We start from the raw sequence: 26,975 nt of genomic DNA, 5'->3' as shown, positions 1-26,975 counted from the left end.
ATCACTTGCAATAAGAGACCTAAGCACATGAGAATTTTGCGTGGCTCCCCAGCTCTTTCTGAGTTTCGTGTTAATAAACTACTGGAACTTTGTCGTGAACAAGATCTGCCTGTCACTGGCATTTACGCAGAGTTCATGCACTTTGCGGATCTAAAGTCTGACCTTGATGCTCAAGAGTTGGAAAAACTGGAAAAATTGCTGACTTACGGTCCTACGATCGAAGAGCATGAGCCAGAAGGTCTTCTACTTCTTGTTACGCCTCGTCCGGGCACTATTTCGCCTTGGTCTTCTAAATCTACTGATATCGCTATCAACTGTGGTCTAGACAAAGTAAAACGTCTTGAGCGCGGCACTGCATACTACGTAGAGACATCGACTCCTCTTAACGATGCTCAAATTGCTGATGTAAAAGCACTCATCCATGATCGCATGATGGAAGTGACATTTACTGATTTCGATGCAGTAAATGCGTTATTCCAAGCGGCAGAACCTGCTCCTGTAGCAGACGTTGACCTATTAAAAGGCGGTCGTGCTGCGCTTGAAAACGCAAACGTTACCCTAGGTCTTGCACTTGCAGATGATGAAATCGAATACCTTTACGATGCGTTCGTAAATAAGCTAGAACGCAACCCGACTGACATTGAGCTAATGATGTTTGCACAAGCGAACTCAGAGCACTGTCGCCACAAGATCTTCAACGCAGACTGGACTATCGATGGCGTTAAGCAAGAGAAGTCTCTGTTCAAGATGATCAAAAACACGTTTGAAACCACACCAGAAAACGTTCTGTCTGCATACAAAGATAACGCAGCAGTTATGGTGGGTTCAGATGTAGGTCGCTTCTTCCCGAACCCGGAAACTCGCCAGTACGGTTACAGCCAAGAGAAAGCGCACATCCTAATGAAGGTGGAAACGCACAACCACCCAACTGCTATCTCTCCTTGGCCGGGTGCTTCTACTGGTTCTGGTGGTGAAATCCGTGATGAAGGCGCGACTGGTATCGGTGGTAAGCCAAAAGCAGGTCTAGTTGGTTTCACAACATCTAACCTACGTATTCCTGGTTTTGAACAGCCATGGGAAACAGATTTCGGTAAACCAGGTCGTATCGTTAACGCTCTAGACATCATGCTAGAAGGTCCATTGGGTGGCGCGGCGTTTAACAACGAATTTGGTCGTCCAAACCTACTTGGTTACTTCCGTACTTACGAAGAAAAAGTGAACTCGCACGCAGGTGAAGAGGTTCGTGGTTACCACAAGCCAATCATGATTGCTGGTGGTATGGGTAACATCCGTGACGAGCACGTTCAGAAGAAAGAGATCCCTGTTGGTGCAAGCCTAATTGTACTTGGTGGTCCAGCAATGAACATCGGTCTTGGCGGTGGAGCTGCTTCTTCTATGGCATCTGGTCAATCAGCAGAAGACCTAGATTTTGCATCGGTACAGCGTGAAAACCCAGAAATGGAGCGTCGCTGTCAGGAAGTGATCGACCGTTGTTGGCAGCTTGGTGATGCTAACCCAATCGCATTTATCCACGATGTGGGCGCGGGCGGTATCTCTAACGCACTTCCAGAGCTTGTAGACGATGGCGAACGCGGTGGTATATTCCAACTGCGTGACGTACCAAACGACGAGCCGGGCATGAGCCCACTTGAGATCTGGTGTAACGAATCTCAAGAGCGTTACGTAATGGCAGTTGCGCCAGAGAATATGGAAGTATTCGACGCAATCTGTAAGCGTGAGCGCGCACCATACGCCGTAGTAGGTGTAGCAACTGAAGAGCGTGAACTGAAACTTGAAGATTCGCATTTCGACAACACGCCAATCGACATGCCAATGGATGTACTTCTTGGTAAGACGCCTAAGATGCACCGTGATGCGAAAACGCTTAAAGCGAATAACCCAGCGGTTAACCGTGACGGTATCGAGCTAAATGAAGCCGTGGATCGCGTTCTACGTCTACCTACGGTTGCAGAAAAAACATTCCTAATCACGATCGGTGATCGCACGGTGACTGGTCTTGTAGCGCGTGACCAAATGGTTGGCCCGTGGCAGGTTCCTGTTGCTAACTGCGCAGTAACTGCAGCAAGTTACGACACTTACCACGGTGAAGCGATGTCGATGGGTGAGCGTACACCAGTTGCTCTACTAGACTTTGGTGCGTCGGCTCGTCTAGCGGTTGGTGAAGCAATCACAAACATCGCAGCGACAAACATCGGTGATATCAAACACATTAAACTGTCTGCAAACTGGATGTCTCCAGCAGGTCACCCGGGTGAAGACGCAGGTCTTTACGAAGCAGTGAAAGCCGTGGGTGAAGAGCTATGTCCAGCGCTTGGTCTAACTATCCCAGTTGGTAAAGACTCAATGTCGATGAAGACCAAGTGGGAAGAGAACGGCGAGCAGAAAGAAGTAACGTCTCCGTTATCTCTTGTTATTACTGCGTTTGCACGTGTTGAAGATGTTCGTAAGACGATTACTCCTCAGCTTCGTACTGACAAAGGTGTCTCTAGCCTTGTACTTATCGACCTAGGTAATGGTCAAAACCGTCTAGGCGCAACAGCGCTTGCACAGGTTTATAAGCAGCTTGGTGATAAGCCAGCAGACGTAGACAACGCAGTACAACTGAAAGGCTTCTACGAAGGCGTTCAAGCCCTAGTCGCGAATGACCAAGTAGTGGCTTACCACGATAAAGGTGATGGCGGTCTATTCGTGACTCTTGCTGAAATGGCATTCGCAGGTCACTGTGGTGTGAAAGCAGATATTGCTGACCTAGGTGAAGACGTACTAGCAGCACTATTTAACGAAGAGCTAGGTGCAGTACTTCAGGTTAAGAACGAAGATTTAGACGCGGTACTTTCAACGCTATCAGCAAACGGTCTTGAGGCATGTTCTCATGTAATCGGCTCAGTAGAAGCATCTGATGAGCTAGTGATTACTTCTGGTGACACGGTAGTTCTAGAGCGTAATCGTACTGAACTACGTACTATCTGGGCGGAGACTACGCATAAGATGCAAGGTCTACGTGATAACCCAGCATGTGCTGACCAAGAGCATGAAGCGAAGAAAGACAACTCAGATCCTGGCCTAAACGTTAAGCTAAGCTTCGATGTAAATGAAGACATTGCAGCACCTTACATTGCCGGTTCTATGATAAATAAGGGCGCTAAGCCTAAGATGGCAATCCTACGTGAGCAGGGCGTTAACTCTCACGTTGAGATGGCAGCAGCCTTTGACCGTGCAGGCTTTGAAGCAACCGATATTCACATGAGCGACATCCTAACCGGTCAAGCGGTTCTAGAAGAGTACCAGGGTCTAGTCGCTTGTGGTGGCTTCTCTTACGGTGACGTACTTGGTGCGGGTGAAGGTTGGGCTAAGTCTATCCTGTTCAACGAGCAAGCTCGCAACCAGTTTGAAGGCTTCTTCCAGCGTGAAGATACCTTCTCTCTAGGTGTATGTAACGGCTGTCAGATGCTATCGAACCTGAAAGAGCTAATCCCAGGTGCAGACCTATGGCCACGCTTCGTTCGTAACGAATCTGAGCGTTTTGAGGCTCGCTTTAGCCTAGTGGAAGTACAGAAATCTGATTCTGTATTCTTCGATGGCATGGCAGGCTCTCGCATGCCAATCGCAGTTTCTCATGGTGAAGGCCGCGTAGAAGTTCGTGATGCTGACCACCTAGCCGCGATTGAAGCGTCAGGCACGGTTGCAGTTCGTTACGTGGATAACCACGGTAATGCGACTCAGCAATACCCGAACAACCCGAATGGTTCGCCAAATGCAATCACGGGTCTAACGACTCAAGATGGCCGCGTAACTATCATGATGCCGCACCCAGAGCGTGTATTCCGTACAGTTGCGAACTCATGGTCTCCAGAAGGTTGGGGTGAGAACGGTGCTTGGATGCGTATGTTCCAAAACGCACGCAAGAACATCGGTTAATCACGACGTCGTTCGTCAACGTTAACGAAAATCGATAAGCGCTGGTTGAGAGACCGGCGCTTTCTTTATTTAAGAATCGAGAACAGACTTCGTCCTACAGGACGCTGCGCTTCGAGAGTCGGGAAGGCTTCGCTGTAGGAATTGAGATGTGTGTACTGGAATACTAGAGGTCAATGCATGGACTCAATAGGTGTTGACAGTATTTGTTCCTAAGTATTCCAAATGAAATCGTCTCCCGTCTCCCTTAAAAAACTTGCAGCGTTTCGGTAACTTTTATGCTCTAATACCGCGCTTACCAAGGGATGGTGTTAAACAGCTCAGCTTAGATGGAGTTATCAAGTTGACCGAATCCCTGATTAATCCCTTAGGAAATGAAAGAAATGGCTAAAAATCCAAAATTTGCTATCCGCGTAACTGAAAAACGTAACGGTTGGAGCGCAGAGATCACTCGTCAGGTGACTTCTCGTAAAGTAGTGGTATCAAAACGTGAAACTGGTTTTGACAGCGAAGAGAAAGCACAAGCTTGGGCTGAGCAGGAACTTGCAGGTTTTGTACAAAACCAAGTAGTTCGTAACGAGCGCAAAGCAGTACAACGTCAAGAGCGTGAAGCAGAGCAACTAGCGGCAAAAGTTCGCAAAGAAGAAGCTCGTCAAGCTCGTGAAGCAGACGTAGACACTGACGAAGAGTAATCGCAGTGTGTTTGATGGTGATTGACTACCATCGACAATGAATTTGAAAATGCCCCGAGTTAATCTCGGGGCATTTTTATTTGTGTCGTTATAAGCAGTCAGAGGAAACTGAGAATGTCATTGAACTTCCTGATGAAGGGGTATTGTACGTATGGTCTTTGCGCAGTTTTTTAGGTGTGTGAACTGGCTGCAAATCAATGTGGCGTAATCCATCTGACAAATCGGTAGCTTCACCGTAGTCATAGTCTCTTGCCTCGGTAATCTCACCTTTTGCGTAGTTACAGTGACCTGACTTCCCATTTTCTCCCCAAGTCAAAGCTTCAGGCTGAGCATCTAGATTTAAGTTATCTGAAATGTTGGCAGCGTAATGATCCTCTACTGGTAGTGTCTTACTCTGAACCATTAAATACTGAGAGATATTCTCTTGTGAGTAGCTTGGAGCAATGAGGAAGGCGAGGCCAATTGTGATTAACGTTCTTGTTAGTAAAAAAGTAATTTGAATCTTCGTCATTAGATATACTGTGAAAAGTGGCGGTGAATAAAAAGAAAAATTCGGAGCAAGTACGTATGCTCCGAATTTGGTTCGGTTCGTAATCAGACAAAGCCTGATTAGTATTGATAAGTTAGTTGGACCTTCACTTCTCGGCCGGGAGAAGGCACGCCATTAGATAGGTAAGCTTCGTAATAACGGTCTGTTAAGTTATTCACGACCGCTCCAACACTTAACCCTTTCACCTGCTGAACTTCCCAAGTGACATAAGCATTTTGCAACGTGTATTGCTCACTTGGTGATTTCACTTTTAAGTTATCACCAGCCGCGTCTGTTTTGGTTTGAGCATCGTACCAACGAACTTCCCAACCAGAGCGCAGCCCCGGAAGCCATTCGTAGCCCAAACCGAGATTAATATTCAAGGGCGGGACGCCCGGGTAGTCATCATCCGAGCCGGTTGAATCCGATAAGCTACCTTTATTTTTCCCGCGAATGTAACTCGCTGAGAAATCACTATAGAAATCGTTAATACGGTATTGTGAAATCAACTCGAAGCCATAGTTCTTGAAGCCATCTAGGTTTGTGCTCCAACTTTGAATATCACCGCTGTCTTTATCTAAGTTTTCACCGGTTCGGATATCAACAGTGTCACTCACATCGTTATAGAACAATGTCAGTTCTGTTGCGAGGTTGTCGCGCTCGCTAACCAATCCTTTGGCCAAATTAATCACACTGGCTTGATAAGCATGAATACGAGAAACATCGAGATCGCGTGCCGTAGCTGTGGCTGTTGCTCGAGCATATTGCACAGAGTAAATGTTATCGACGGTTGGAGCTTTTAAGGCGTAGGCATAAGAGAAGTTCAAACGAGTATTGTTGGTCGCGTCAAAATCGATATCCAAACGTGGACTAAAGCCTTTGTGGCTTGTTTCACTGTAGTCATGGCCGGCTGCTGGGTCATTGTAATCTGGCGCCGCATTACCTTTTCCTTCGCTGGTGATGTACTCATAACGCAGAGAAGGAGTAATCGTCAGGCGGTCGGTTGCCTGATAGTGGTCAGCAATGTAGGCCGCGTAAATAGACTGAGTGCCCGATGGTTCATAGTACGGGGTATACCAACCGTAGTTTTTCGACTCTTTATTATCGTAAGAAGCATTGAAAACTAACGAATCACGATCCGTTTTTTGATACTGAAGACCCGTAACCAGTGCATGGTCACCAATTTGCGCTTGGTTGAATACATCAATGTAATCACGTTCGTAGCTTAGCCAAGATTCATGACCATAACTGCCAACGGAAACGAACATTTTTTCAAAGGCAATATCTGGACGAACCCAATGACGGTCGTTTTCAGAACGCGCCATTTTTATGTTGAAATCAATGTACGGGCTAGTCGGCATGTAATGGTAGGAGATTGTCGTCGTATTGTCTTTGTATTCGTTGTAGACCGTGTAAGCGTATTGTGCTTTTTCTAACGAGCCATATTTTTTGATGTTGTAATCCGAAATGGTTGGCATTTGACCACGACGGTTAGCCCATGGTTTACGGCCTTCATCTTTGTATCGTGTGTGACTGATTTCAAATTCATGGTCATCATTTTCGTACCCAACTTTGACGAGCATGTTTTCTTGTTCGTAACCTGAGTAATCTAGTGTTTTACCGCCACCCACTTTAATGTCGTCGGAGTCTTTTACTGAACCATTTGCGAGGAAGTAAAAGCCAGCGTCATTTTTGCCATAAAGGGAGAGGGTGTATGAGTTCTCTTCGCCATTGTTGTTATAACCCGTTGACGCACGAACGCCGAAGTTGCGATCCCCTCCAAGCAGGTCGTCAACGCTTTTGGTTTTGATTCGGATAGACCCACCAAACTTACCGTTTAGAGCGCGGTAGTCATGTGCGCCTTTGATGATCTCCGCTTCACCAATTAAGAATGGGTCAAAGAAGAAGGTGCCGTAGCGGTATTGCTGGAAACCAATTGGAGCTCCATCAACAAACACGGCGATGTCGCTAGGGTTATCGAAACCGCGAATATTAATGCGTTCCCCACCAGAACGCGCTCCGCCGTCGAGCGTTGCCCCCGGCACAGCATCAATCATTTCAGCGAAGTTAGAGTATTGTTGTTCTTCGATTTGGGTCCAATCAATGATGGTTTCAGCGGGTTCTGCGACGGTAATCGGTTTGGTATAGCGGACACCAATGACTTCGAGTTCTTCGTCGACGCTTTCTGTTGCATGGAGAGAAATTGAGTTGAGCATTGCGAGCGAGACAAGGCTTACTTTTAAGCGATGGGTCGATAATCGTTTCATATTCATTTGTTATCGTAATTTGAGAGGCGGGGATTATATGAATGCTGAAAAGATTAATAAATGATAATGAGATTAGTTATCAATAATGGTTTTTGGTTTTCCTGTAAACTTTTATACCCACGATTAGACGGTAAATTGGATTATTGTTTGGTTTTTGGTCTGTTAGTTAGTAAGTGTGTCTATTTGAACGACAAAATAAAGCCCAGACAAGGAGTCTGGGCTTGGAAGTTAGCTTTCTATACTAGTTCGCAATTATTGTTGCGTTTCTAGCGGGATTTGCCCCGTTGTTACTTGGTCGACATCAAACTCAGTCAGCTCTTCAATGTAGCTTTCTACTGTTTGCTCAACCACATCATCGTCTTGCTTAAAGTAGGCAATATGGAAAATAGCATCACCTTCATTAACCAGTGGCAGTGTTTGCTGGCCAATTACGATACCGCCTTTTGGTGCTAACAGCTCTAGCTCGTCATGACCTAAAGGCGAGCTGATGTAAGCGAGAGTCTCGCCTTCTTCTACTTTATCACCTAAGTTCACAACCGTACGTAGGATACCGTTGCCCGATGCGCGAACCCAGCTGGTGGATTTGGCAATGATTGGCTCTGGTAGCTTTTTGCGGCTCGCACGTAGCATGCCGATAGCCTGCATCACACGTTGCACACCTAGTACACCAGCACTGATCGACAATGGATCAAAGCGTAGCGCTTCACCTGCTTCATAAGTCAGTACAGGAATGTCGCACTTCTCTGCTTCACTACGTAGAGAGCCATCACGTAGAGCAGAGTCTACGATCACTGGGGTTGCAAATGCTTTTGCGATGCGCAGTGTTTCTGGGTTGCTCAAGTTAGCGCGGATCTGAGGTAGGTTCGTTCGGTGAATCGCACCCGTGTGAAGATCCAGAATATAGTCACAACGCTTAGCAATGTTGTTGAAGAACCCATGTGCCATACGAGAAGCCAACGCGCCTTTTTCACTGCCTGGGAAGCAACGGTTTAGATCGCGACGGTCTGGCAGGTAGCGAGATTTATGGATGAAGCCAAACACGTTAACGATAGGCACGGCAATCACAGTACCTTTTAGTTTTGCAGGGTCCAGTTGGTTGATCATCTGACGAACGATTTCTACGCCATTCAGCTCGTCACCATGGATTGCTGCGTTTACCATTAACACCGGACCTTCTTGTTTACCGTGGATAATTTCCACAGGGATAGAAAGAGGAGAGTGTGTGTAAAGCTGCGCCGCTTCAAATTCGGTTTCTAATCGTTGTCCTGGTTGAACTTGGTGTCCTAGTAGCTCAAACACCTTGCTTTTTTTACTTCTGGCCATAAACCATCTCTATCGAATACGTTAGCAACAATGTAACAACTGGTTCAAAATCACACTAATCATTCTTCTTAATGTCACGAACAATAATTTTTATTGAAAAGATTAAAAATTCACCAAGTGTATGGCTTGTGTAAGTACATTTGGGAAATTCTTGTGTTAATTGAGTAGCTGTACGCTGTGTTTTAAATTGTTATATTCATCACAAAAATAAGACTGTGTTAAATTTAATACTAATATTTTTTTCGAGAAAAACTGTCTTTTACCTAAGGTTTTTATCCGCTACTATCCCCGCCGAATTTTTGACCTAATACTATCTAACTAGAGGTTTTGATGAAAAAGGCGATCGCTAAAATTGGCGCACTAACTGCTGTAGCAGTTTCTCTTTCTGGCTGTGTAGGCAGCAACGCTGTAACGGGTTACGTTATGGGCTTCAACTTGAAAGCTGTTGATAACCGTTACGCTCGTGGTGGTCTAAACATGCTAATGGCGCCAGTTTACGGTGTTGCTATTGCGGCTGACTACATCGTGTTCAACTCACTAGAGTTTTGGACTGGTAAAAACCCGCTAAACGGTAAGCCACACATCTTTGACAAGAAGATGGATACTTACATCGACGTAAACCACCAGTTAGATAAATCTCTAACCACTGCACCTGTTGGTCCTCTAACGAACAACCGTGTTATCGAACAAGGTCAAATGCAACAGCTTGACGAGAACACAGTTCAAATGGATATCACTTACAACAACGGTGAGAAAGCGACGCTAATGGGTGTTCGTGAAGGTGACTTTGTGACTTACTACATCGATGGTGAAGTGGTTGCTAAGACTTCTATGGATGAGCTAGCGGCATACGCGCAAACTCGTGCATAATTTGCGAAGTGCTTTTAAATAGCAAACTCGCAATAGAAAAGGGTGCCTAGGCACCCTTTTTCGTATTTGTCGTATCTGGTTAAGATTACGCTTTTTCTGGAATAGCTTCTAGAAGTGCAACCATTTGATCCCAGAACAATTGAACGGTATCAATCTTCACTTTCTCATCTGGAGAGTGAGGGAATTTGATGGTTGGGCCGAAAGAAACCATGTCCATAGTCGGGTAAGGTTCTTTAAATAGACCACACTCAAGACCTGCGTGGATAACCATAATGTTCGGTTTGTGACCGTAGATGCCTTCGTACATATCACGGAAAATTGCCATGATTTCTGAGTCTGCATCTGGTTTCCAACCTGGGTAAGCGCCAGAGAACGCGATTTGCGCGCCAGCTAGCTCTGCTACTGATTGAAGCATGCCTTCAACTTGGCTACGACCTGAATCGATCAGCGAACGAATTAGACAAAGTACGGTGACTTTATTCTCTTCTGTTGTGATAACGCCAACGTTAAGAGACGTTTCAACCACGCCTTCAACTTCATCACTCATGCGCATTACGCCGTTTGGACAAGCATTCAATGCAGCGATGAAACGTTGTTGGTCTGCAACGGCAAACACTTGTGCATCAGTCGCGAACTCTTCGTTGAAAGTCACAATGTCAGTCTCAACTTTACCAAGCTCAGTTTTTAGTAGCTCGGTGTAGTAGTTGAACAATTCCGCTAACTTATCTTGGTTTTCTGCCGGTAGAGCAACCGTAACGAATGCTTCACGAGGGATAGCGTTACGTAGGCTGCCACCACGGAACTCAACAAGACGAAGATCCAACTCTTGTGCGTGACCCGCTAGGAAACGACCAATCAGTTTGTTTGCGTTGCCACGACCTGTGTGGATATCACAGCCAGAGTGACCACCTTTAAGGCCTTTTAGCGTTAGCTGACGAGTAACAAAGCCTGCTGGAATGGCATCGCGAGTGATGTCGAATGTCATTGCGCCGTCGATACCGCCAGCACAGCCCATGTAGACTTCGCCTTCTTGCTCTGAATCCGTGTTTAGAAGGATGTCGCCTTCTAACCAACCTTCTTCAAGACCGAATGCGCCAGTCATGCCAGCTTCTTCATCAATCGTTAGCAGAACTTCAATTGGGCCGTGTTTGATTTCAGTAGAAGCGAGAACTGCAAGACAAGAAGCCATACCAATGCCGTTGTCAGCACCTAGTGTTGTTCCTTTCGCTGTTACCCACTCACCATCGATGTATGGTTGGATAGGATCTTTAGTGAAGTCGTGATCAGTATCTTCGTTCTTTTGCGGCACCATGTCGATGTGCGCTTGAAGAACCACGCCTTTCTTGTTTTCCATACCCGGTGTTGCTGGCTTTTTGATAAATACGTTGCCAGTTGGATCGCGGCGTACGTCAAATCCCTGCTCTGTTGCCCAAGTCACAATGTACTGAGCTAGTGCCTCTTCATGTTTAGAAGGGTGAGGGATTGAACAAATCTTATCGAAAAACTGCCAAAGTGGAGCAGGTGATAAGGTACTGATTTCAGAATGGAATTCAGACACGGAGGACTCCTTTTGATGTGCTTTGCCAAATATAAACCGTAAATTTAATAAGTGTTTAGCAGTAAATGCTAATCCGGTTTTGGCTTTGAATTGTTTTCAGCATACCACCAGAAGGGCGCTACTAGTAGATGTGGATAAAAGGATTTGCCCTTGAACTGTCACAGTTTATGGACACACAGAAATACACGAATGCAACTCAATTAGTATCAATTATAAGATTGGTTATTTTTTAATTTACTAAAGTGTAATTTAATTACAGTTAATTCTTGATGAAGATCAATTTATTAATGTTTTGTGATTTCTGTCACTAAAATGCTTGTAATTAAATTTCTTGGTGGTATATTTGTAACCAGCTTCTGAGAGAAGAATGAAATGCTCAAAGGATGAGTCCGTTTGTCGCCTCCAAGGAACCGAGAAATCAACCAAATTAACAGTATTAATTGATTTAGAAGGTGATATTTATGAAAGGTTTACCAAGTGCAATGTTCTGGAACAGCAAATCTGTTTACACCGGTAACTTTGTATACCCAACAAGCTTTGGTTACTAATTGAAGCCAACGCATGTGACTCGAACAAATTTGTTCACCCCTATAAATTGGAATTTTTTTTCAGTGCATAGTGCTGACATGATTCACCGCCACTCAAATTGAGTGGCGTTTTTTTATCTCTTGATCCTGAACGTTGACTGATTTCTCACCGCTAAGCACCTATTCTAGGTTTGCTTCCCCAACTTATTTCATTTGCTAACCAAATTCGTGAGTGTTTTACGCTCAAAACTCCATGTTTCTGTTTGAAAGTTTAATACATTGTTCAGTTTGCACTCGTTGTCTTACTTGAATGCCTTAATTGTTAGTTATTGTTTATTAAGCCTTAAATTTTAATCGCGTTTGAAACGCTAGCGAATCGGTTTCATATCCAAAGAAAAAAATCGCATTAGAGTGAAAATTCTATCTGGAATTTGTTATTTGATAACTTTATAATTCGAGCCAATCGATTACGCAACCGTTTACTTTTTACCCTTTACAGGATTCGATCATGCTCGAAAGGCTATTCAAACTTAGTGAAAATGGCACCAATGTGCGCACTGAGATCATCGCAGGTGTTACTACCTTCTTAACCATGGCTTACATTATCTTCGTAAACCCAGCAATCCTTGCAGATACTGGTATGGATCGTGGTGCTGTGTTCGTTGCGACGTGTCTTGCTGCGGCTATTGGCTGTTTCATCATGGGCTTAGTAGCAAACTACCCAATCGCTCAGGCTCCAGGTATGGGCCTAAACGCGTTCTTTACCTACTCTGTTGTGTTGGGTATGGGTTATACGTGGCAAGTCGCGCTAGCAGCAGTATTTGTGTCGGGTCTACTATTTATTGTGTTGAGTGTGTTCAAGATCCGTGAGTGGATCATTAACTCAATTCCACTTTCTCTTCGTACAGGTATCTCTGCAGGTATCGGTCTGTTCCTTGCGTTCATCGCACTGAAAAATGCCGGCATCGTAGTAGATAATCCAGCAACGCTAGTTTCAATGGGTAACATCACTTCGCTACCATCTGTACTTGCGGCTATCGGCTTCTTTATGACTATCGCGCTGGTTCACCGTGGTGTGAAAGGTGCGGTTATGATCGCCATTTTGGGTGTGACAATTCTTGGTCTTATCTTTGGTGACGTTCAATGGGGCGGCATCATGTCGACACCACCAAGCATCGCACCAACCTTCATGCAGCTAGACTTCTCTGGTCTGTTCGAAGTTGGCATGATCTCGGTCGTATTTGCTTTCCTATTCGTTGACTTGTTCGACACTGCGGGCACGCTAGTTGGCGTTTCACAGAAAGCAGGTCTAACTGACGAAAACGGCAACATTCCACGTCTAAACAAAGCGCTACTTGCTGACTCAACAGCAACATCAGTAGGTGCTCTACTAGGTACATCTAACACGACGTCATACATTGAGAGTGTTTCTGGTGTAGCAGCAGGCGGTCGTACTGGTCTAACGGCTGTGGTTGTTGGCGTATTGTTCCTTCTGGCTCTGTTGTTCTCGCCACTAGCAGGTATGATTCCAGCTTACGCAACATCTGGTGCGCTATTCTATGTAGCGATCCTAATGCTTTCTGGTCTTGTTGGCATCGACTGGCGTGACCTCACAGAAGCTGCGCCAGTTGTGGTTACTTGTTTGGTAATGCCTCTTACTTTCTCGATTGCAGAAGGTATCACGCTAGGTTTCATCGCTTACGCTGCTATTAAACTGTTCAGTGGTAAAGGCCGTGAAGTATCGATGAGTGTGTGGGTGATGTCTGCTATCTTCATTGTGAAATACATGGTCGGTTAATTCCAACGATTGAAAAAAGCCAGTGCGAACTCGATTCACACTGGCTTTTTGTTTGTGGATAATTTTTAAAGTAATTCATCCACTTCTCCATTTTGTATTGTTCACCGAATACGATTTTTCTGCGTAATAGGCAGAGAATTTTGATATCAGCGTTGGTATTAACGATGTGTTTCGGTAGAATAATCGTTTGCGTAGCTTGAAACCCCTATTTCCTCTGGTGTGGAAAGTTTAGCGAGATGAGTCCATTTCAGCGCCATCAGCTAGACAGAGGGGATGCATATTTTGAAATTATTAGGTTATTACAATGAGTAAAAAATTCATTATCACTTGGGATGCGATGCAGTCTTACTGCCGTGAACTGGCTGAGAAACAAATGCCAGCTGAGCAATGGAAAGGTATTTGGGCGGTAAGCCGTGGTGGCCTAGTTCCTGGTGCAATCCTAGCGCGTGAACTGGGTATTCGTCACGTTGATACTATTTGTATCTCTAGCTACGACCACGATCACCAGCGTGATATGACAGTAGTTAAAGCACCAGAAGGTGACGGCGAAGGTTTCCTAATCGTTGAAGACCTAGTAGATAGCGGTGACACAGCACGCAAGTTACGTGAAATGTACCCGAAAGCGAAGCTTATCGCAGTATGTGCTAAGCCTGCAGGTGTTGAGCTACTAGACGATTACGTAGTAGACATCGCTCAAGACACTTGGATCGAGCAACCTTGGGATATGTCTATCCAGTTTGCTGAGCCAGTAAATCGTAAGCAAAAATAAGTTTGCACCAAGAATATTGAGAAATGCCCCTTTATAGGGGCATTTTTTTTATTATTATTACAGCAATTGCCAATAGCTTAGAGTTCTTCCTATGTCAGAAGACGTCAGTAAAAACCTCTCAGAAACCTTGTTTGTTAAGCACAAGCAGGCGAAAGAAACCTCTGCACTTACTCAATACATGCCTACCAGCCAAACAATTCTTGATGAGCGAGAAGGGCAAGATGATCGTGCGTGGTATCGACACTTAAGACGTTTGCAGTGGACTTGGCAGGGTTTATCTCCAATCGAGATGGAAAGTACACTGTCTAAAATTGCGTCGTCGAAACATTCGCGTACGGAAGATAAGTGGTTAGATACAGTGATGGGTTATCACGGCGGTAACTGGACGTTTGAGTGGATAAAGCTTGGGATGGAACACCAACGCCGTTCAACCGAATTGAAAGGTGAAGATGCGGCGGATGAGTTGTTTTCCGCTTCGCTGTGTTTCAGTATTGCGGGCTACCCACATTTGAAGAACGATAACCTTGCGACTCAAGCTCAAGTGTTGGCCAATAAAGCTTACAACGAAGGCTCTGAGAAAACGCAATACACGATCAAACAGATCGAAGTACCTTATCAAAAGCGCAAGATCATCGCGAATTTACACTTGCCACGTACGGACAAGCAATTGCCCGTTGTGATGGTGAGTGCGGGTTTGGACAGCTTGCAAACAGACATGTGGCGTTTGTTCCGCAATCATTTAGCGCCTAAAGACATCGCAATGTTGACCATCGACATGCCGTCAGTGGGTCATAGCTCCCATTGGCCATTAACGGAAGATTCTAGTTGTTTGCATCAAGCGGTATTGAATGAGCTGTACAAACTGCCTTGGGTCGATCATTACAAAGTGGGATTGATTGGTTTCCGCTTTGGTGGCAATGCTATGATCCGTCTTTCATTCGTTGAACAAGAGAAGGTCAAAGCGTGTGTGGCGCTCGGTGCACCTGTACATGATTTGTTTACCTCACCGAAGAAGCTGCAGCAGATGCCGAAGATGTACCTAGATCTACTGGCGTCTCGTTTAGGTAAGAACGCCGTGGACATCAATAGCATGGCTGGGCAGATGATGGCGTGGTCGTTGAAAGTACAAGGGTTCTTAAGCAGTCGTAAAACCAAGGTACCTATTTTGGCTTTGAGTTTGGAAGGGGATCCTGTTTCCCCACACAGTGACAACCAGTTGGTAGCGCTGTTTAGTCACTATGGTCAAGCAAAGAAAATCAGTTCCAAAACAATTACAAAAGGTTATGAGCAATCCCTCGATTTGGCCATAAAGTGGTTGGAGGAGGAATTATTAAGATGACAAATCTCCTAATTTAGTTAAGAGTGATATATGTGAGCAAAAAATAAGCTCATGATAATAAAAAATAATAATCATTCTTGGATAGCTAAATATCCTTACTATGGAAACGGAGATTCTTATGTCAGAGACGACTCAAGGGCCGACTCACTTTCGCTTGATGTCTAAGTTAAAGGCGATAGGTCCTTACCTGCGCGAACCACAATCACAAGAAGGCCACTACTATTTTGACTGTCTATCTGTTTGTGTAGACGACAAAAAGTCGCCAGAAAAACGTGAATTTTGGGGATGGTGGATGGACTTGGAGTCCATCGAAGGTGGCTTTACTGCAAAATACCATATTGGTAAATACAACAAAGAAGGGGATTGGACCTCAGAGCCATTACCGAATAAGGTGACTGAAGAGGTTTACCTCACCCAGAGTACCTTTCATCAGAAGCTAGTAGATACGCTGGCTGAGCATTTCAAACTGGAAGTGGAATATCACACAGAATCGTTTGATTTCGCCTAATTTGGCTGTTTTCTTCCTCTATAAGACAAAAAGGTGCGTTTTCGCACCTTTTCTGCTTGTTAAATCCCCATTTGATTGCTAAAACATCCACTCTTTATTTGTTTTTCATTTCAGAAGACATCATGACAACGAATCAACAGAATGCAGTTATTTCACAATCACAAACCGTCGTTGTGAAACTGGGTACAAGTGTGCTGACAGGCGGCACTTTGGCGTTAAACCGTGCTCACATGGTAGAGCTGGCTCGTCAATGTGCTGAACTAAAAAAAACAAGGCCATTCAGTCGTAATGGTTTCGTCTGGTGCAATTGCAGCAGGCCGTGAGCATCTTGGATACCCCGCATTGCCCAACGAGATGGCGAGCAAACAATTGCTTGCTGCAGTGGGCCAAAGCCGTCTGATTCAAACATGGGAGTCTCTGTTTGGCATTTATGGCATCAAAATTGGTCAGATGTTGCTAACTCGTGCTGATTTGGATGATCGCGAGCGTTTTCTTAACGCGCGTGACACCATCAATGCTCTGGTTGCAAACGACATTATACCTATCGTGAACGAAAATGACGCGGTAGCAACGAACGAGATCAAAGTGGGCGATAACGACAATTTGTCTGCTTTGGTGGGGATTTTGTGTGGTGCAGACAAATTGCTGCTGCTAACAGACCAAAAAGGTTTGTTTACCGCAGACCCTCGTAAAGATCCAAATGCCGAATTGATCAAAGAAGTGAAAACCATTGATGATACTTTGCGCAAAATTGCGGGTGGTAGCGGCACAACGCTAGGTACTGGCGGCATGGCAACCAAGCTTCAGGCGGCAGACATCGCTCGCCGTGCAGGCATTGAGGTGATCATCGCTGCGGGCAGCGCACCAAATGTTATTTTTGACTCATTGAGCTCAGAGCCACAAGGGACGCGTTTCCTTCCTTGTGAAGAAGCGCTAGAAAACCGCAAGCGCTGGATCCTAGCGGGCCCTGCTGCATCCGGTGATATCATTATTGATGATGGTGCAGTTAACGCTGTTGTCGGTAAGGGCAGTAGTCTACTTGCAAAAGGCGTGATTAAGGTAAGTGGTGATTTTGCTCGTGGTGAAGTGGCTCGCGTGACCAACGCACAAGGCAAGCTGGTGGCACGTGGTATCAGCGCCTACTCAAGCGAAGACCTAGCAAACATTGCCGGTAAACACAGTAAAGATATCATCTCTATTTTGGGTCATGATTACGGCTCAGAAGTGATTCACCGCGATGATCTTGTCGTCATCCAAGAATAGATATTGAGGGAAGCAAAGTGGATTTAACGAATATGGGTAAAGCTGCCAAAGATGCAGCTTTCGAATTGGCGACAGCGTCAACCGCACAAAAAAACCAAGCACTAGCGATCATCGCTGATGAGCTAGAAGCGAATGCGGCAACTATTTTGGCTGCAAACACAAAAGACATCGAATTAGGTCGCGAAGCGGGTCTAACAGATGCACTACTAGACCGTCTTCTATTAAATGAAGAGCGCCTTACTGGTATCGCTAATGACGTTCGTAACGTTATCAGCCTAAACGATCCTGTAGGCAGCGAAATCGACAGCAAAGTGCTAGAAAATGGCATGTCTCTGTCCCGTCGTCGTGTACCACTGGGTGTGGTTGGTGTGATTTACGAAGCGCGTCCAAACGTAACTATCGATATTGCTGCTCTATGTCTAAAAACAGGTAATGCAAGCATCCTACGTGGTGGTAAAGAGACGTTCTTTTCCAATATGGAATTGGTAAAGGTTATCCAATCGGCTCTAGCGAAAGCGAACTTGCCGGCGGCTTCCGTTCAATATATTGAAAAGCCAGATCGTGAGTTGGTTTCTCAACTCCTTAAGCTAGACGATTACGTTGATATGATCATTCCACGTGGCGGCGCTGGCTTACACAAGATGTGTAAAGAGAACAGCACCATTCCAGTGATCATCGGTGGTTTTGGTATCAGCCATATTTTTGTTGATGAGTCAGCGGATCTAGAAAAATCGTTGAACGTTGTTGAGAATTCAAAAGTTCAACGCCCTTCAGCATGTAACTCGCTAGATACTTTGCTCGTACATGAAGATGTTGCGGCGCAATTCCTATCAATGATCGTAGAGCGCATGAGCGATAAAGTGACCTTCGTGACAGAGCCAAAGGCAAAAGTACTGATGGCTCAAGCAACACAAATTCGTGATGCAGTGGAAGGTGACTTTGATACTGAATGGCTAAGTTACACGCTGGGTGTAAAAGTGGTTGCCGACGTAAAAGAGGCGATTGACCACATGCGTGTTCATAACGCGAGCCACTCAGATGCGATCATGACCAACAGTTTGGTTAACTCGGAATTATTCATTAATTCTGTTGGTTCTGCTGCGGTTTACGTGAATGCCTCAACTCGTTTTACTGACGGTGCTCAGTTTGGTCTTGGGGCAGAAGTGGCGGTATCTACTCAGAAACTGCATGCACGTGGCCCAATGGGTTTGGAAGAACTCACCAGCTACAAATGGGTTGGTAAAGCAAACTACCTAGCACGCAGTTAACAGAAACCGTTTGATATTGATTGAAAAAGGGGCAGTAGTGCCCCTTTTTGTTTTCTCTAACATAGCAATTCCGCTACACTAGTCTTGCTTTTGGGACGAACCCAATCGCACGCTATTTGGAGGTGATATGCATTGTCCTTTTTGTTCTGAGAACGATACAAAAGTAATTGATTCCCGCTTAGTTGCTGACGGCCATCAAGTGCGTCGTCGTCGCCAGTGCTTAGCTTGTAGCGAACGTTTTACCACGTTTGAAACAGCTGAGTTGGTGATGCCTAAAGTGATTAAGTCTAACGGCAACCGTGAACCGTTTGATGAAGACAAAATGGTCGGTGGCATTCAACGCGCACTAGAAAAACGCCCAGTGAGTGCAGATTCTATCGAATTGGCAATCAGCATGATTAAATCGCAGCTGCGTGCAACAGGTGAACGTGAAGTGCCAAGTGAGATGATTGGTAACCTAGTTATGGGCCAATTGAAAGAGCTGGATAAAGTTGCTTATATCCGTTTTGCATCGGTTTACCGCAGCTTTGAAGATATCCGTGAATTTGGCGAAGAAATTGCTCGTCTAGAAGACTGATTGAGTCATGGAACAACAGAACACTTCTTCAGAATTTACCTCTCAAGATTTCGAAATGATGTCGCGTGCGTTGAAATTGGCGAAGCGCGGCATGTATACCACAGCGCCTAACCCCAACGTTGGTTGCGTTATTGTCCGTGACGGTGAGATTGTTGGCGAAGGCCATCATCATCGCGCGGGTGAAGCTCATGCCGAAGTTCATGCAATGCGCATGGCTGGGGATAAAACCGAAGGGGCGACCGCTTATGTGACGTTGGAGCCTTGCTCTCACTACGGGCGAACACCGCCGTGTGCTGAGGGACTTATCAAAGCCAAGGTTGCACGTGTGGTCTGCGCAATGGAAGACCCAAACCCGAAAGTTGCAGGCCGTGGTTTTCAAATGCTGCGTGATGCAGGGGTAGAAGTTCACGTTGGCTTGTTGGAAAGCGATGCGATCGAGCTGAACAAAGGTTTTATCAAATTCATGCAAACTGGCATGCCTTATGTTCAGTTGAAAATGGCAGCTAGCCTCGATGGGCAAAGTGCGTTGAGTAACGGACAGAGCCAATGGATTACCTCCCCAAAAGCTCGCCAAGATGTCCAACACTATCGTGCGATGAGCGGCGGTATTCTCTCTACCAGCAAAACAGTGATTGACGACAATGCCTCATTGAACGTTCGCTGGGATGATTTGCCAAAAAGCCTACAATCGCAATACCCTCAGGTTGATGTTCGTCAGCCTCCACGAGTCATACTCGATCGCCAATCTCAGCTTCGTAATGATTTAAAGCTATTCAAGACAGAAGGTGAGCGTATTATTGTCAGTCAAGATGGTGATATCGCCCCTAAACTGACTGAAAACGATCAAGTTGACTTAGCTGCGACATTGAAAGCCGTGGCAAGCGAATGTCACATCAATCACTTGTGGGTCGAAGCGGGAGCGACACTCGCGAGTTCATTAATCGAAGCTAACCTTGTAGATGAACTGATCGTTTATCTCGCGCCTAAGTTGATGGGGAGCGATGGACGAGGCTTGATCGGCGCGCTTGGTTTAACCGAGATGGCACAAGTTATCGATTTAACTATTACCGACGTTCGAATGGTGGGGGTGGATATTCGCATCACCGCAACCGTCAAACGCATTCAACGCTAGAAAGAAGCATTATGTTTACAGGAATTGTAGAAGCAGTTGGCAAACTAACTGCAATCACGCCAAAAGGCGAAGACATCACCGTGACGGTGGAAGTAGGCAAATTGGATATGACTGACGTTAAGTTAGGCGACAGCATTGCGACTAACGGCGTATGTTTAACGGTCGTCGATTTCGGTAGTAACTATTACAGTGCTGATTTGTCACTGGAAACGCTGAACAAAACTGGTTTTGCTGCTTATCAAGTGGGCGACAAAGTGAACCTAGAAAAAGCCATGTTGCCGACCACTCGTTTTGGCGGTCATATCGTTTCAGGTCATGTTGATGGCGTCGGTGTGATTGTTGAGCGTAATCAAGTTGGCCGTGCGATTGAGTTCTGGGTTGAGATGCCAGCGGAAATCTGTAAGTACGTGGCAGAAAAAGGCTCTATCACAGTGGATGGCATTAGTCTGACCGTCAACGATCTACGTAAGAATGGATTTAAATTAACGATTGTTCCTCACACCAATGAAGAGACAACCATCGATCAGTTCCAAGTTGGCCGTAAAGTGAACCTAGAAGTGGACGTGTTAGCTCGCTATATGGAGCGCTTGCTACAAGGCCAGAAAGAGGAGCCGCAAGAATCACGTATTACAATGGACTTCTTGCAGCAAAATGGTTTTGCGTAAGCGAAACCGACCACAATCACAGAACGTTATCAGGTTAATTGACTTAATAAAGGTTAGCTTCAAACTGCTTTGCTGACTAAAGCCAGTAGACGTAACTCAACGAAACGTTAAACGCATTGCTGCTGCAATAATAAATTTTTGAATAACGGGAAACAGAATATGCCTATCAGCACGCCTCAAGAGATTATTGATGATATTCGCGCAGGCAAAATGGTCATCCTAATGGATGATGAAGACCGCGAGAATGAAGGTGATTTGATCATGGCTGCCGAGCACATTACGCCGGAAGCTATCAACTTTATGGCTACGCATGGCCGTGGCTTAATCTGTCTAACCATGACAAAAACTCGTTGTGAGAGCCTTGGCTTGCCACCAATGGTGCAAGACAACAACGCGCAATACACCACCAACTTTACGGTTTCTATTGAAGCCGCTGAAGGTGTTACCACTGGTATTTCTGCAGCTGACCGTGCTCGCACTGTACAAGCGGCAGTTGCGCCAAGTGCAAAAGCGGCGGACTTAGTGCAACCGGGCCATATCTTCCCTCTAGCAGCACAAGACGGTGGTGTTCTAACTCGCGCTGGTCATACAGAAGCCGGCTGTGATTTGGCTCGTCTTGCAGGTCTAGAGCCTGCATCGGTTATTGTTGAGATCCTAAACGACGATGGCACGATGGCGCGTCGCCCGGACCTTGAAGTGTTTGCTGAAAAACACGATTTAAAGCTAGGTACCATTGCAGACCTTATCGAATACCGCAACAACACGGAAACAACGATTGAACGCGTTGCTGAGTGTGCACTGCCAACGGAATTCGGTGAGTTCACTTTGGTGACTTACAAAGACACGATTGATAACCAAGTACACTACGCGATGTGTAAAGGTGATTTAACTGCGAATGCACCGTTAGTTCGCGTTCACTTACAAGACGTATTTACCGATGTGCTTCGCAGTGATCGTAACGCAGAACGCAGTTGGACGCTGGATAAAGCGATGAAGCGAATCGGTGAAGAAGGGGGTGTTCTGGTTGTACTTGGTCATGAAGACTCGACCGATCTGCTTATTCATCGTGTAAAAATGTTTGAATCGCAAGACAAAGGCGAGGCACCTACTCTTGCTAAGAAGCAGGGCACATCACGTCGTGTAGGTGTTGGTTCTCAGATTTTGGCGGATCTTGGCGTGCACGATATGCGTCTGCTTTCTTCAACCAACAAAAAGTACCATGCATTGGGTGGCTTTGGCTTGAATGTTGTCGAATACATCTGCGAATAACAACTGAACGATTCCCCCCTAGCCAAGTTTCGGCTTATTCTGCTGACGGCTAGGGCTTGGTGACTCGTCTCTAATTTCCATTAGATATTGCTCACAAATTTGTGATAGAATCCGGCGATTCTCACTTGATGAACAATTTTCACTTAAAAATAGAGTTAAAGGAAGGCTTATGAAAGTGATCGAGGGTGGCTTCCCAGCGCCAAATGCAAAAATTGCTATCGTTATTTCTCGTTTTAACAGTTTTATTAACGAAAGCCTACTTTCTGGTGCGATCGATACACTAAAGCGTCACGGACAAGTAAGCGAAGACAACATCACTGTTGTTCGTTGTCCTGGTGCTGTAGAACTGCCTTTAGTTGCTCAACGAGTTGCTAAAACTGGTAAGTACGATGCTATCGTATCTCTAGGTACAGTAATTCGTGGTGGTACACCACACTTTGACTATGTTTGTAGTGAATGTAACAAGGGTCTTGCACAAGTTTCTCTGGAATACAGCCTTCCAGTAGCGTTTGGCGTACTGACTGTTGATACTATCGATCAAGCGATTGAACGCGCAGGAACCAAGGCTGGTAATAAAGGTGCAGAGGCTGCACTAAGCGCACTTGAAATGATTAACGTATTATCTGAAATTGATTCCTAATGGGGGCCAGTGTGAAACCAGCCGCACGTCGTAACGCACGTCAATTCGCTCTACAGGCGATCTACTCATGGCAAATTACTAAAGACAATGTTGCCACGATTGAAGAACAGTTTTTGTCTGGTGACAAATACGATGAAGAAGAACTTCATGCATCTGAGCCAGCACTTGCTGCTCCAGAAACTGACGTAGCTTACTTCCGTGAACTACTAAGCGGTGTTGTACTTAGCCACTCAGAGCTAGATTGCAAAATCCGTCCATACGTGTCTCGTCCAATGCAGGATCTAGACATGATGGAACTTGCTCTTCTTCGCCTTGCTATGTACGAGATGACTCGTCGCGAAGATGTTCCTTACAAAGTGGTAATCAATGAAGCGATTGAACTTGCAAAAGTATTCGCGGCAGAAGACAGCCACAAATTTGTGAATGGTGTGCTAGATAAAGCGGCGCCACACGTACGTAAGAAATAACGATTTCTTTATTAAAAAGGTCAGCACATGCTGACCTTTTTTGTATCAAAATCTTTTACATCAAAAAGAAAGTGAATTATGTCTGGTGAATTTAATCTTATCGACAAATACTTTGTTGGACGCCAAAGCCAGCGCAAAGACGTCCATCTAGCAGCGGGGGACGATTGTGCGTTAGTGAAAGCACCTGCGAATGTACAAATTGCTATTAGTACCGATACGCTGGTGGCAGGCACGCACTTTCTTTCTGATGCTAACCCTGCGTGGGTGGCGCACAAAGCACTAGCGTCAAACATCAGTGATTTAGCTGCAATGGGTGCAACACCTGCTTGGGTAAGCTTTGCGTTAACTATGCCAGACCCAGATGAAGCATGGCTTGCCCCTTTTTGTGATGCGTTTTTTGAGTTAGCTGATTACTTTGGTATTCAGCTTATTGGGGGCGATACGACCAAAGGTCCACTAAGCCTGACGCTTACGGTGCAAGGCTTTGTACCAGAGGGCAAAGCTTTGACTCGCTCTGGAGCAAAAGTCGGTGACTGGGTGTATGTGACAGGTAACCTTGGTGATGCCAAAGCTGGTCTGGATGTCGTTCTTGATAACACATTACGTACTCGAATAGCTGCCCCAGAGTTAGAGAAAGCACATTATCTCAGTACGCCACGCGTGTTGGCAGGGCAAGCATTAGTCGGGTTAGCGTCATCAGCAATTGATATTTCTGATGGCTTGATTTCTGATATCAAACATATTCTTAAGCGTTCTGATGTTGGAGTCAGTTTAGATGTGTCCCAACTGCCTATATCTTCAGAATTGGTTCAATTTTTAGATGATAAGGTAAGCGCACAGCAGTATGCTTTATCCAGTGGTGAAGAGTACGAATTGTGCTTTACTGTGCCTGAGCAGAACAACGGTTCATTGCAAAGTGCGTTGTCGCACGCTGGGTGTAAGTTTACGTGCATTGGCCAAATTCGACCAAAAGGTACCTTCGAGCTGCACGACAACAATCAACCTCTTGATTGGGAACTCAGTGGCTTTGACCACTTTAGATAATCTGAGCTAGGCTCTAGCCTAAGATTGAAACCAACTAGCAGTATAGGTTTAAGGAAATGACCAATCCCCTCTCTCTGATTTCATTAAAGAACCCGTGGCATCTTTTGGCAACGGGTTTTGGTAGCGGCTTATCACCAGTGGTTCCAGGAACTATGGGGACGTTGGCAGCTGTGCCGTTATTCTTGTTACTGGCGCAGTTACCCTTCCCACTGTATGTCGTATTAGTACTCATCTCTTGTGTTATTGGTATTAAGATCTGCCAAGTGACATCAGATGACATGGGGGTTCATGACCATGGCTCAATCGTGTGGGATGAGTTTGCAGGCTTTTGGATCACCATGAGCTTAGTACCAGCACTAAATATCCCAGTCACGGAATGGAAGTGGTTGCTGACTGGTTTTATTTTGTTCCGCTTCTTTGACATGGTAAAACCATGGCCAATTGGCTGGTTGGATAAACGTGTTCACGGTGGTTTGGGTATCATGATTGATGATATCGTGGCCGGTATCATGGCGGGTATCGCACTGTTCTTAGTGGCGAAATACGCAGGTTGGATGTAGTCATACCGCTTTAACAATCGACAGATAAACAAAAGGGATGCCATCATGGCATCCCTTTTTGGTGTTTACTTTTAGCGCTTGTTTGCGCTAACTTACTTCGCGAGATATTCGTTGATCGACTTCTCAATGCCCTTCGCGTCTAAGCCAAGTTCTTCATGAAGTTCGTCTTGTGTGCCTTGAGGAATAAAGCGATCAGGCAAGCCAAGATTTAGCACAGGCTTGATGATCTTATCTTGCATCATAAACTCAATCACACCCGCACCCGCACCGCCAGCAATTGCGTTTTCTTCTAGCGTGACTAATACATCGTGCTCAGACGCTAGCTGGCGAATCAATTCTTCATCAAGTGGTTTCACGAAGCGCATGTCTGCGACGGTTGCATCCAGATTTTCAGCCGCTTCTAGCGCGTTACCTAAGAAGGTGCCGAAGTTTAGAATCGCGACTTTTTCGCCTTTACGAAGTACACGGCCTTTACCAATCTCAAGTGCAGTAAATTCTGGCTCGATTTCTGTGCCCATGCCGCTGCCGCGAGGGTAGCGAACTGCACTTGGTCCAGTGTGTTTATGACCGGTGTACAGCATTTGACGACATTCGTTTTCATCACTTGGTGCCATGATCACCATGTTTGGGATACAACGCATGAAGCTAAGGTCGAACGCGCCTTGGTGAGTTTGACCATCTGCGCCAACCAGACCTGCACGGTCGATAGCGAACATGACAGGTAAATCCATGATCGCCACGTCGTGGATTAACTGATCGTAGCCACGCTGCAAGAAGGTTGAGTAGATAGCGACGATCGGATGATCACCGGCAATCGCCATGCCTGTTGCTAGTGTCACAGCATGCTGCTCTGCAATTGCAACATCAAAGTACTGTTCTGGGTACTCTTTCGAGAAACGAACCATGCCAGAGCCTTCACGCATCGCTGGCGTAATCGCCATTAGCTTAGGATCTTGCGCGGCCATATCACATAGGAAGTCACCAAAGATCTTAGAGAAGGTCGGTTTACCGCCACTGCTCTTCGGCAAACTGTTATGTGATGGGTCGAACTTTGGAACTCCATGGTAGCCGATAGGATCTTTTTCTGCTGGCTCATAACCTTTGCCTTTCTTGGTCATGATGTGCAGGAATTGAGGGCCTTTCAGCTCACGCATGTTTTTCAGCGTTTTGACTAACTCGTTAACATCGTGACCGTCGATAGGACCGATGTAGTTAAAACCAAGCTCTTCGAATAATGTACCAGGAACAACCATGCCTTTAAGGTGCTCTTCTGTACGACGAACCAACTCTTTAATTGGAGGAACGCCAGACAGCACTTTCTTCCCGCCTTCACGGATAGAGGTGTATAAGCTACCAGAAAGGACTTTAGCAAGGTGGTTGTTCAATGCGCCAACGTTTTCTGAAATCGACATCTCGTTGTCATTTAGAATCACTAGCATATCAGGATGAACGTCACCAGCATGGTTCATGGCCTCGAATGCCATACCTGCTGTGATTGCACCATCACCAATAACACTTACCACCTTTCGACCTTCATCTTCTTTTTGTGCACTGATTGCCATACCGAGCGCTGCACTGATAGAAGTCGATGAGTGGCCAACAGATAGCGTGTCGTATTCGCTCTCTTCACGCCATGGGAATGGGTGAAGGCCGCCTTTTTGGCGGATGGTTGGCATTTGGTCACGACGGCCAGTAAGAATTTTGTGTGGATAAGCCTGATGACCCACGTCCCAGATCAATTGATCCACTGGGGTGTTGTAAACATAATGCAGAGCAACGGTTAGCTCTACTGTGCCTAAGCCAGACGCTAAATGTCCGCTAGACTGACTCACTGAATTTAGCAGATACGTGCGTAATTCATCGCACAAAGTTGGCAATGTTTCTTTCGGAAGAAGACGCAACTCTTCCGGTGTATTTGCTAACGCCAGTGTTGGGTACTTTGAAATATCAAGAGTCATATAAATGCGCGCTTAT

At 45.6% G+C, this 26,975-nt stretch carries 22 protein-coding genes and 1 pseudogene; 18 read left to right on the top strand and 5 right to left on the bottom strand.

Translation table 11 applies throughout. From position 1 onward, the window contains the following. Positions 1 to 27: 27 nt before the first annotated feature. Both purL and C1S73_RS07310 read left to right on the top strand, forming a co-directional pair. Positions 28 to 3,939 carry a phosphoribosylformylglycinamidine synthase gene (gene purL / locus C1S73_RS07315; protein ID WP_038865452.1) on the top strand — a complete coding sequence of 1,304 codons (3,912 nt, stop codon included), beginning with the start codon at positions 28 to 30 and terminating at the stop codon, positions 3,937 to 3,939. Between the two features lie 380 nt (positions 3,940 to 4,319). After that, positions 4,320 to 4,628, top strand: coding sequence for a DUF3622 domain-containing protein (locus C1S73_RS07310; protein ID WP_038865460.1), 309 nt, complete (start codon positions 4,320 to 4,322; stop codon positions 4,626 to 4,628). A gap of 88 nt (positions 4,629 to 4,716) precedes the next feature. On the opposite strand, the gene C1S73_RS07305 is transcribed toward C1S73_RS07310, so the two are convergent. From C1S73_RS07305 to C1S73_RS07295, 3 genes are all read right to left on the bottom strand, one after another. After that, the gene (locus C1S73_RS07305; protein ID WP_050566673.1) at positions 4,717 to 5,139 is read right to left on the bottom strand and encodes a hypothetical protein; all 423 of its coding nucleotides are present in this window, start codon (positions 5,137 to 5,139) and stop codon (positions 4,717 to 4,719) included. 98 nt (positions 5,140 to 5,237) lie between these two features. Continuing rightward, positions 5,238 to 7,424: a TonB-dependent receptor domain-containing protein gene (locus C1S73_RS07300; RefSeq protein ID WP_038865450.1), complete on the bottom strand. Its 2,187-nt coding sequence runs from the start codon at positions 7,422 to 7,424 to the stop codon at positions 5,238 to 5,240. 252 nt (positions 7,425 to 7,676) lie between these two features. Further along, positions 7,677 to 8,747 carry a succinylglutamate desuccinylase/aspartoacylase family protein gene (locus tag C1S73_RS07295; RefSeq protein ID WP_038865448.1) on the bottom strand — a complete coding sequence of 357 codons (1,071 nt, stop codon included), beginning with the start codon at positions 8,745 to 8,747 and terminating at the stop codon, positions 7,677 to 7,679. A 330-nt stretch (positions 8,748 to 9,077) separates the two neighbouring features. Between C1S73_RS07295 and C1S73_RS07290 the strand changes: the two genes are divergently transcribed. Then, positions 9,078 to 9,617 carry a DUF3332 domain-containing protein gene (locus tag C1S73_RS07290; protein ID WP_038865446.1) on the top strand — a complete coding sequence of 180 codons (540 nt, stop codon included), beginning with the start codon at positions 9,078 to 9,080 and terminating at the stop codon, positions 9,615 to 9,617. An 85-nt stretch (positions 9,618 to 9,702) separates the two neighbouring features. Here the strand turns inward: C1S73_RS07290 and C1S73_RS07285 are convergent, their stop codons facing one another. After that, entirely contained in the window at positions 9,703 to 11,175 is a 1,473-nt protein-coding gene (locus C1S73_RS07285) for an aminoacyl-histidine dipeptidase (protein WP_038865444.1), read from the bottom strand. A 461-nt stretch (positions 11,176 to 11,636) separates the two neighbouring features. Here C1S73_RS07285 and vcdP point away from each other — a divergent pair, with 461 nt between their 5' ends. The 15 genes and pseudogenes from vcdP to pgpA all read left to right on the top strand — a co-directional run bounded on the left by vcdP (position 11,637) and on the right by pgpA (position 25,001). After that, the gene (gene vcdP / locus C1S73_RS28320) at positions 11,637 to 11,723 is read left to right on the top strand and encodes a small protein VcdP (protein WP_017188447.1); all 87 of its coding nucleotides are present in this window, start codon (positions 11,637 to 11,639) and stop codon (positions 11,721 to 11,723) included. Positions 11,724 to 12,210: 487 nt separating this feature from the next. Continuing rightward, positions 12,211 to 13,500 (top strand): NCS2 family permease, encoded by a 1,290-nt coding sequence (locus C1S73_RS07280; RefSeq protein WP_038865443.1) that lies wholly within the window; start codon positions 12,211 to 12,213, stop codon positions 13,498 to 13,500. 304 nt (positions 13,501 to 13,804) lie between these two features. Then, positions 13,805 to 14,269 carry a xanthine phosphoribosyltransferase gene (gpt, locus tag C1S73_RS07275; protein WP_005440202.1) on the top strand — a complete coding sequence of 155 codons (465 nt, stop codon included), beginning with the start codon at positions 13,805 to 13,807 and terminating at the stop codon, positions 14,267 to 14,269. A 91-nt stretch (positions 14,270 to 14,360) separates the two neighbouring features. Next, positions 14,361 to 15,608, top strand: a complete 1,248-nt coding sequence (frsA, locus tag C1S73_RS07270) for an esterase FrsA (RefSeq protein WP_038865442.1) — start codon at positions 14,361 to 14,363, stop codon at positions 15,606 to 15,608. 118 nt (positions 15,609 to 15,726) lie between these two features. After that, complete coding sequence (gene crl / locus C1S73_RS07265; protein WP_038865441.1) at positions 15,727 to 16,116, top strand: sigma factor-binding protein Crl; 390 nt, start codon at positions 15,727 to 15,729, stop codon at positions 16,114 to 16,116. A 122-nt stretch (positions 16,117 to 16,238) separates the two neighbouring features. Then, a pseudogene (gene proB / locus C1S73_RS07260) lies at positions 16,239 to 17,379 on the top strand (glutamate 5-kinase). 17 nt (positions 17,380 to 17,396) lie between these two features. Continuing rightward, the gene (locus C1S73_RS07255) at positions 17,397 to 18,647 is read left to right on the top strand and encodes a glutamate-5-semialdehyde dehydrogenase (protein ID WP_038865437.1); all 1,251 of its coding nucleotides are present in this window, start codon (positions 17,397 to 17,399) and stop codon (positions 18,645 to 18,647) included. Between the two features lie 127 nt (positions 18,648 to 18,774). After that, positions 18,775 to 19,224 carry a transcriptional regulator NrdR gene (nrdR, locus tag C1S73_RS07250; RefSeq protein ID WP_038865435.1) on the top strand — a complete coding sequence of 150 codons (450 nt, stop codon included), beginning with the start codon at positions 18,775 to 18,777 and terminating at the stop codon, positions 19,222 to 19,224. 7 nt (positions 19,225 to 19,231) lie between these two features. Next, the gene (gene ribD, locus C1S73_RS07245; protein ID WP_038865432.1) at positions 19,232 to 20,356 is read left to right on the top strand and encodes a bifunctional diaminohydroxyphosphoribosylaminopyrimidine deaminase/5-amino-6-(5-phosphoribosylamino)uracil reductase RibD; all 1,125 of its coding nucleotides are present in this window, start codon (positions 19,232 to 19,234) and stop codon (positions 20,354 to 20,356) included. 11 nt (positions 20,357 to 20,367) lie between these two features. After that, positions 20,368 to 21,021 (top strand): riboflavin synthase, encoded by a 654-nt coding sequence (locus tag C1S73_RS07240; RefSeq protein WP_038865431.1) that lies wholly within the window; start codon positions 20,368 to 20,370, stop codon positions 21,019 to 21,021. Between the two features lie 159 nt (positions 21,022 to 21,180). Further along, positions 21,181 to 22,290, top strand: coding sequence for a bifunctional 3,4-dihydroxy-2-butanone-4-phosphate synthase/GTP cyclohydrolase II (gene ribBA / locus C1S73_RS07235; RefSeq protein WP_038865430.1), 1,110 nt, complete (start codon positions 21,181 to 21,183; stop codon positions 22,288 to 22,290). A gap of 169 nt (positions 22,291 to 22,459) precedes the next feature. Next, entirely contained in the window at positions 22,460 to 22,930 is a 471-nt protein-coding gene (ribH, locus tag C1S73_RS07230) for a 6,7-dimethyl-8-ribityllumazine synthase (protein ID WP_005440184.1), read from the top strand. Beyond that, a complete protein-coding gene (gene nusB, locus C1S73_RS07225; RefSeq protein ID WP_038865428.1) occupies positions 22,930 to 23,397 on the top strand; it encodes a transcription antitermination factor NusB in 468 nt (155 codons plus the stop codon). Before ribH ends, nusB begins: the two co-directional genes overlap by 1 nt. 78 nt (positions 23,398 to 23,475) lie before the next feature. Then, positions 23,476 to 24,441 carry a thiamine-phosphate kinase gene (gene thiL, locus C1S73_RS07220; RefSeq protein WP_038865426.1) on the top strand — a complete coding sequence of 322 codons (966 nt, stop codon included), beginning with the start codon at positions 23,476 to 23,478 and terminating at the stop codon, positions 24,439 to 24,441. Positions 24,442 to 24,497: 56 nt separating this feature from the next. Beyond that, positions 24,498 to 25,001 carry a phosphatidylglycerophosphatase A gene (gene pgpA, locus C1S73_RS07215; protein ID WP_038865424.1) on the top strand — a complete coding sequence of 168 codons (504 nt, stop codon included), beginning with the start codon at positions 24,498 to 24,500 and terminating at the stop codon, positions 24,999 to 25,001. Between the two features lie 92 nt (positions 25,002 to 25,093). On the opposite strand, the gene dxs is transcribed toward pgpA, so the two are convergent. After that, positions 25,094 to 26,959, bottom strand: coding sequence for a 1-deoxy-D-xylulose-5-phosphate synthase (dxs, locus tag C1S73_RS07210; RefSeq protein ID WP_038865423.1), 1,866 nt, complete (start codon positions 26,957 to 26,959; stop codon positions 25,094 to 25,096). Between the last annotated feature and the right edge of the window lie 16 nt (positions 26,960 to 26,975).

Source organism: Vibrio jasicida 090810c (assembly GCF_002887615.1).
Taxonomy (GTDB): Bacteria; Pseudomonadota; Gammaproteobacteria; order Enterobacterales; family Vibrionaceae; genus Vibrio; species Vibrio jasicida.
The sequence above is the reverse complement of the archived record's forward strand: the minus strand, read 5'-3'. Positions and strand labels throughout refer to the sequence as shown.

Coding starts and splice junctions, on each gene's coding strand:
- C1S73_RS07310 (WP_038865460.1), top strand. CDS start 4,320: ATGGCTAAAAATCCAAAATTTGCTATCCGCGTAACTGAAAAACGTAAC.
- ribBA (WP_038865430.1), top strand. CDS start 21,181: ATGCCTATCAGCACGCCTCAAGAGATTATTGATGATATTCGCGCAGGC.
- thiL (WP_038865426.1), top strand. CDS start 23,476: ATGTCTGGTGAATTTAATCTTATCGACAAATACTTTGTTGGACGCCAA.
- C1S73_RS07290 (WP_038865446.1), top strand. CDS start 9,078: ATGAAAAAGGCGATCGCTAAAATTGGCGCACTAACTGCTGTAGCAGTT.
- C1S73_RS07300 (WP_038865450.1), bottom strand. CDS start 7,424: ATGAAACGATTATCGACCCATCGCTTAAAAGTAAGCCTTGTCTCGCTC.
- vcdP (WP_017188447.1), top strand. CDS start 11,637: ATGAAAGGTTTACCAAGTGCAATGTTCTGGAACAGCAAATCTGTTTAC.
- C1S73_RS07240 (WP_038865431.1), top strand. CDS start 20,368: ATGTTTACAGGAATTGTAGAAGCAGTTGGCAAACTAACTGCAATCACG.
- frsA (WP_038865442.1), top strand. CDS start 14,361: ATGTCAGAAGACGTCAGTAAAAACCTCTCAGAAACCTTGTTTGTTAAG.
- C1S73_RS07280 (WP_038865443.1), top strand. CDS start 12,211: ATGCTCGAAAGGCTATTCAAACTTAGTGAAAATGGCACCAATGTGCGC.
- pgpA (WP_038865424.1), top strand. CDS start 24,498: ATGACCAATCCCCTCTCTCTGATTTCATTAAAGAACCCGTGGCATCTT.
- crl (WP_038865441.1), top strand. CDS start 15,727: ATGTCAGAGACGACTCAAGGGCCGACTCACTTTCGCTTGATGTCTAAG.
- gpt (WP_005440202.1), top strand. CDS start 13,805: ATGAGTAAAAAATTCATTATCACTTGGGATGCGATGCAGTCTTACTGC.
- C1S73_RS07295 (WP_038865448.1), bottom strand. CDS start 8,747: ATGGCCAGAAGTAAAAAAAGCAAGGTGTTTGAGCTACTAGGACACCAA.
- ribH (WP_005440184.1), top strand. CDS start 22,460: ATGAAAGTGATCGAGGGTGGCTTCCCAGCGCCAAATGCAAAAATTGCT.
- C1S73_RS07305 (WP_050566673.1), bottom strand. CDS start 5,139: ATGACGAAGATTCAAATTACTTTTTTACTAACAAGAACGTTAATCACA.
- ribD (WP_038865432.1), top strand. CDS start 19,232: ATGGAACAACAGAACACTTCTTCAGAATTTACCTCTCAAGATTTCGAA.
- dxs (WP_038865423.1), bottom strand. CDS start 26,959: ATGACTCTTGATATTTCAAAGTACCCAACACTGGCGTTAGCAAATACA.
- purL (WP_038865452.1), top strand. CDS start 28: ATGAGAATTTTGCGTGGCTCCCCAGCTCTTTCTGAGTTTCGTGTTAAT.
- nusB (WP_038865428.1), top strand. CDS start 22,930: ATGGGGGCCAGTGTGAAACCAGCCGCACGTCGTAACGCACGTCAATTC.
- nrdR (WP_038865435.1), top strand. CDS start 18,775: ATGCATTGTCCTTTTTGTTCTGAGAACGATACAAAAGTAATTGATTCC.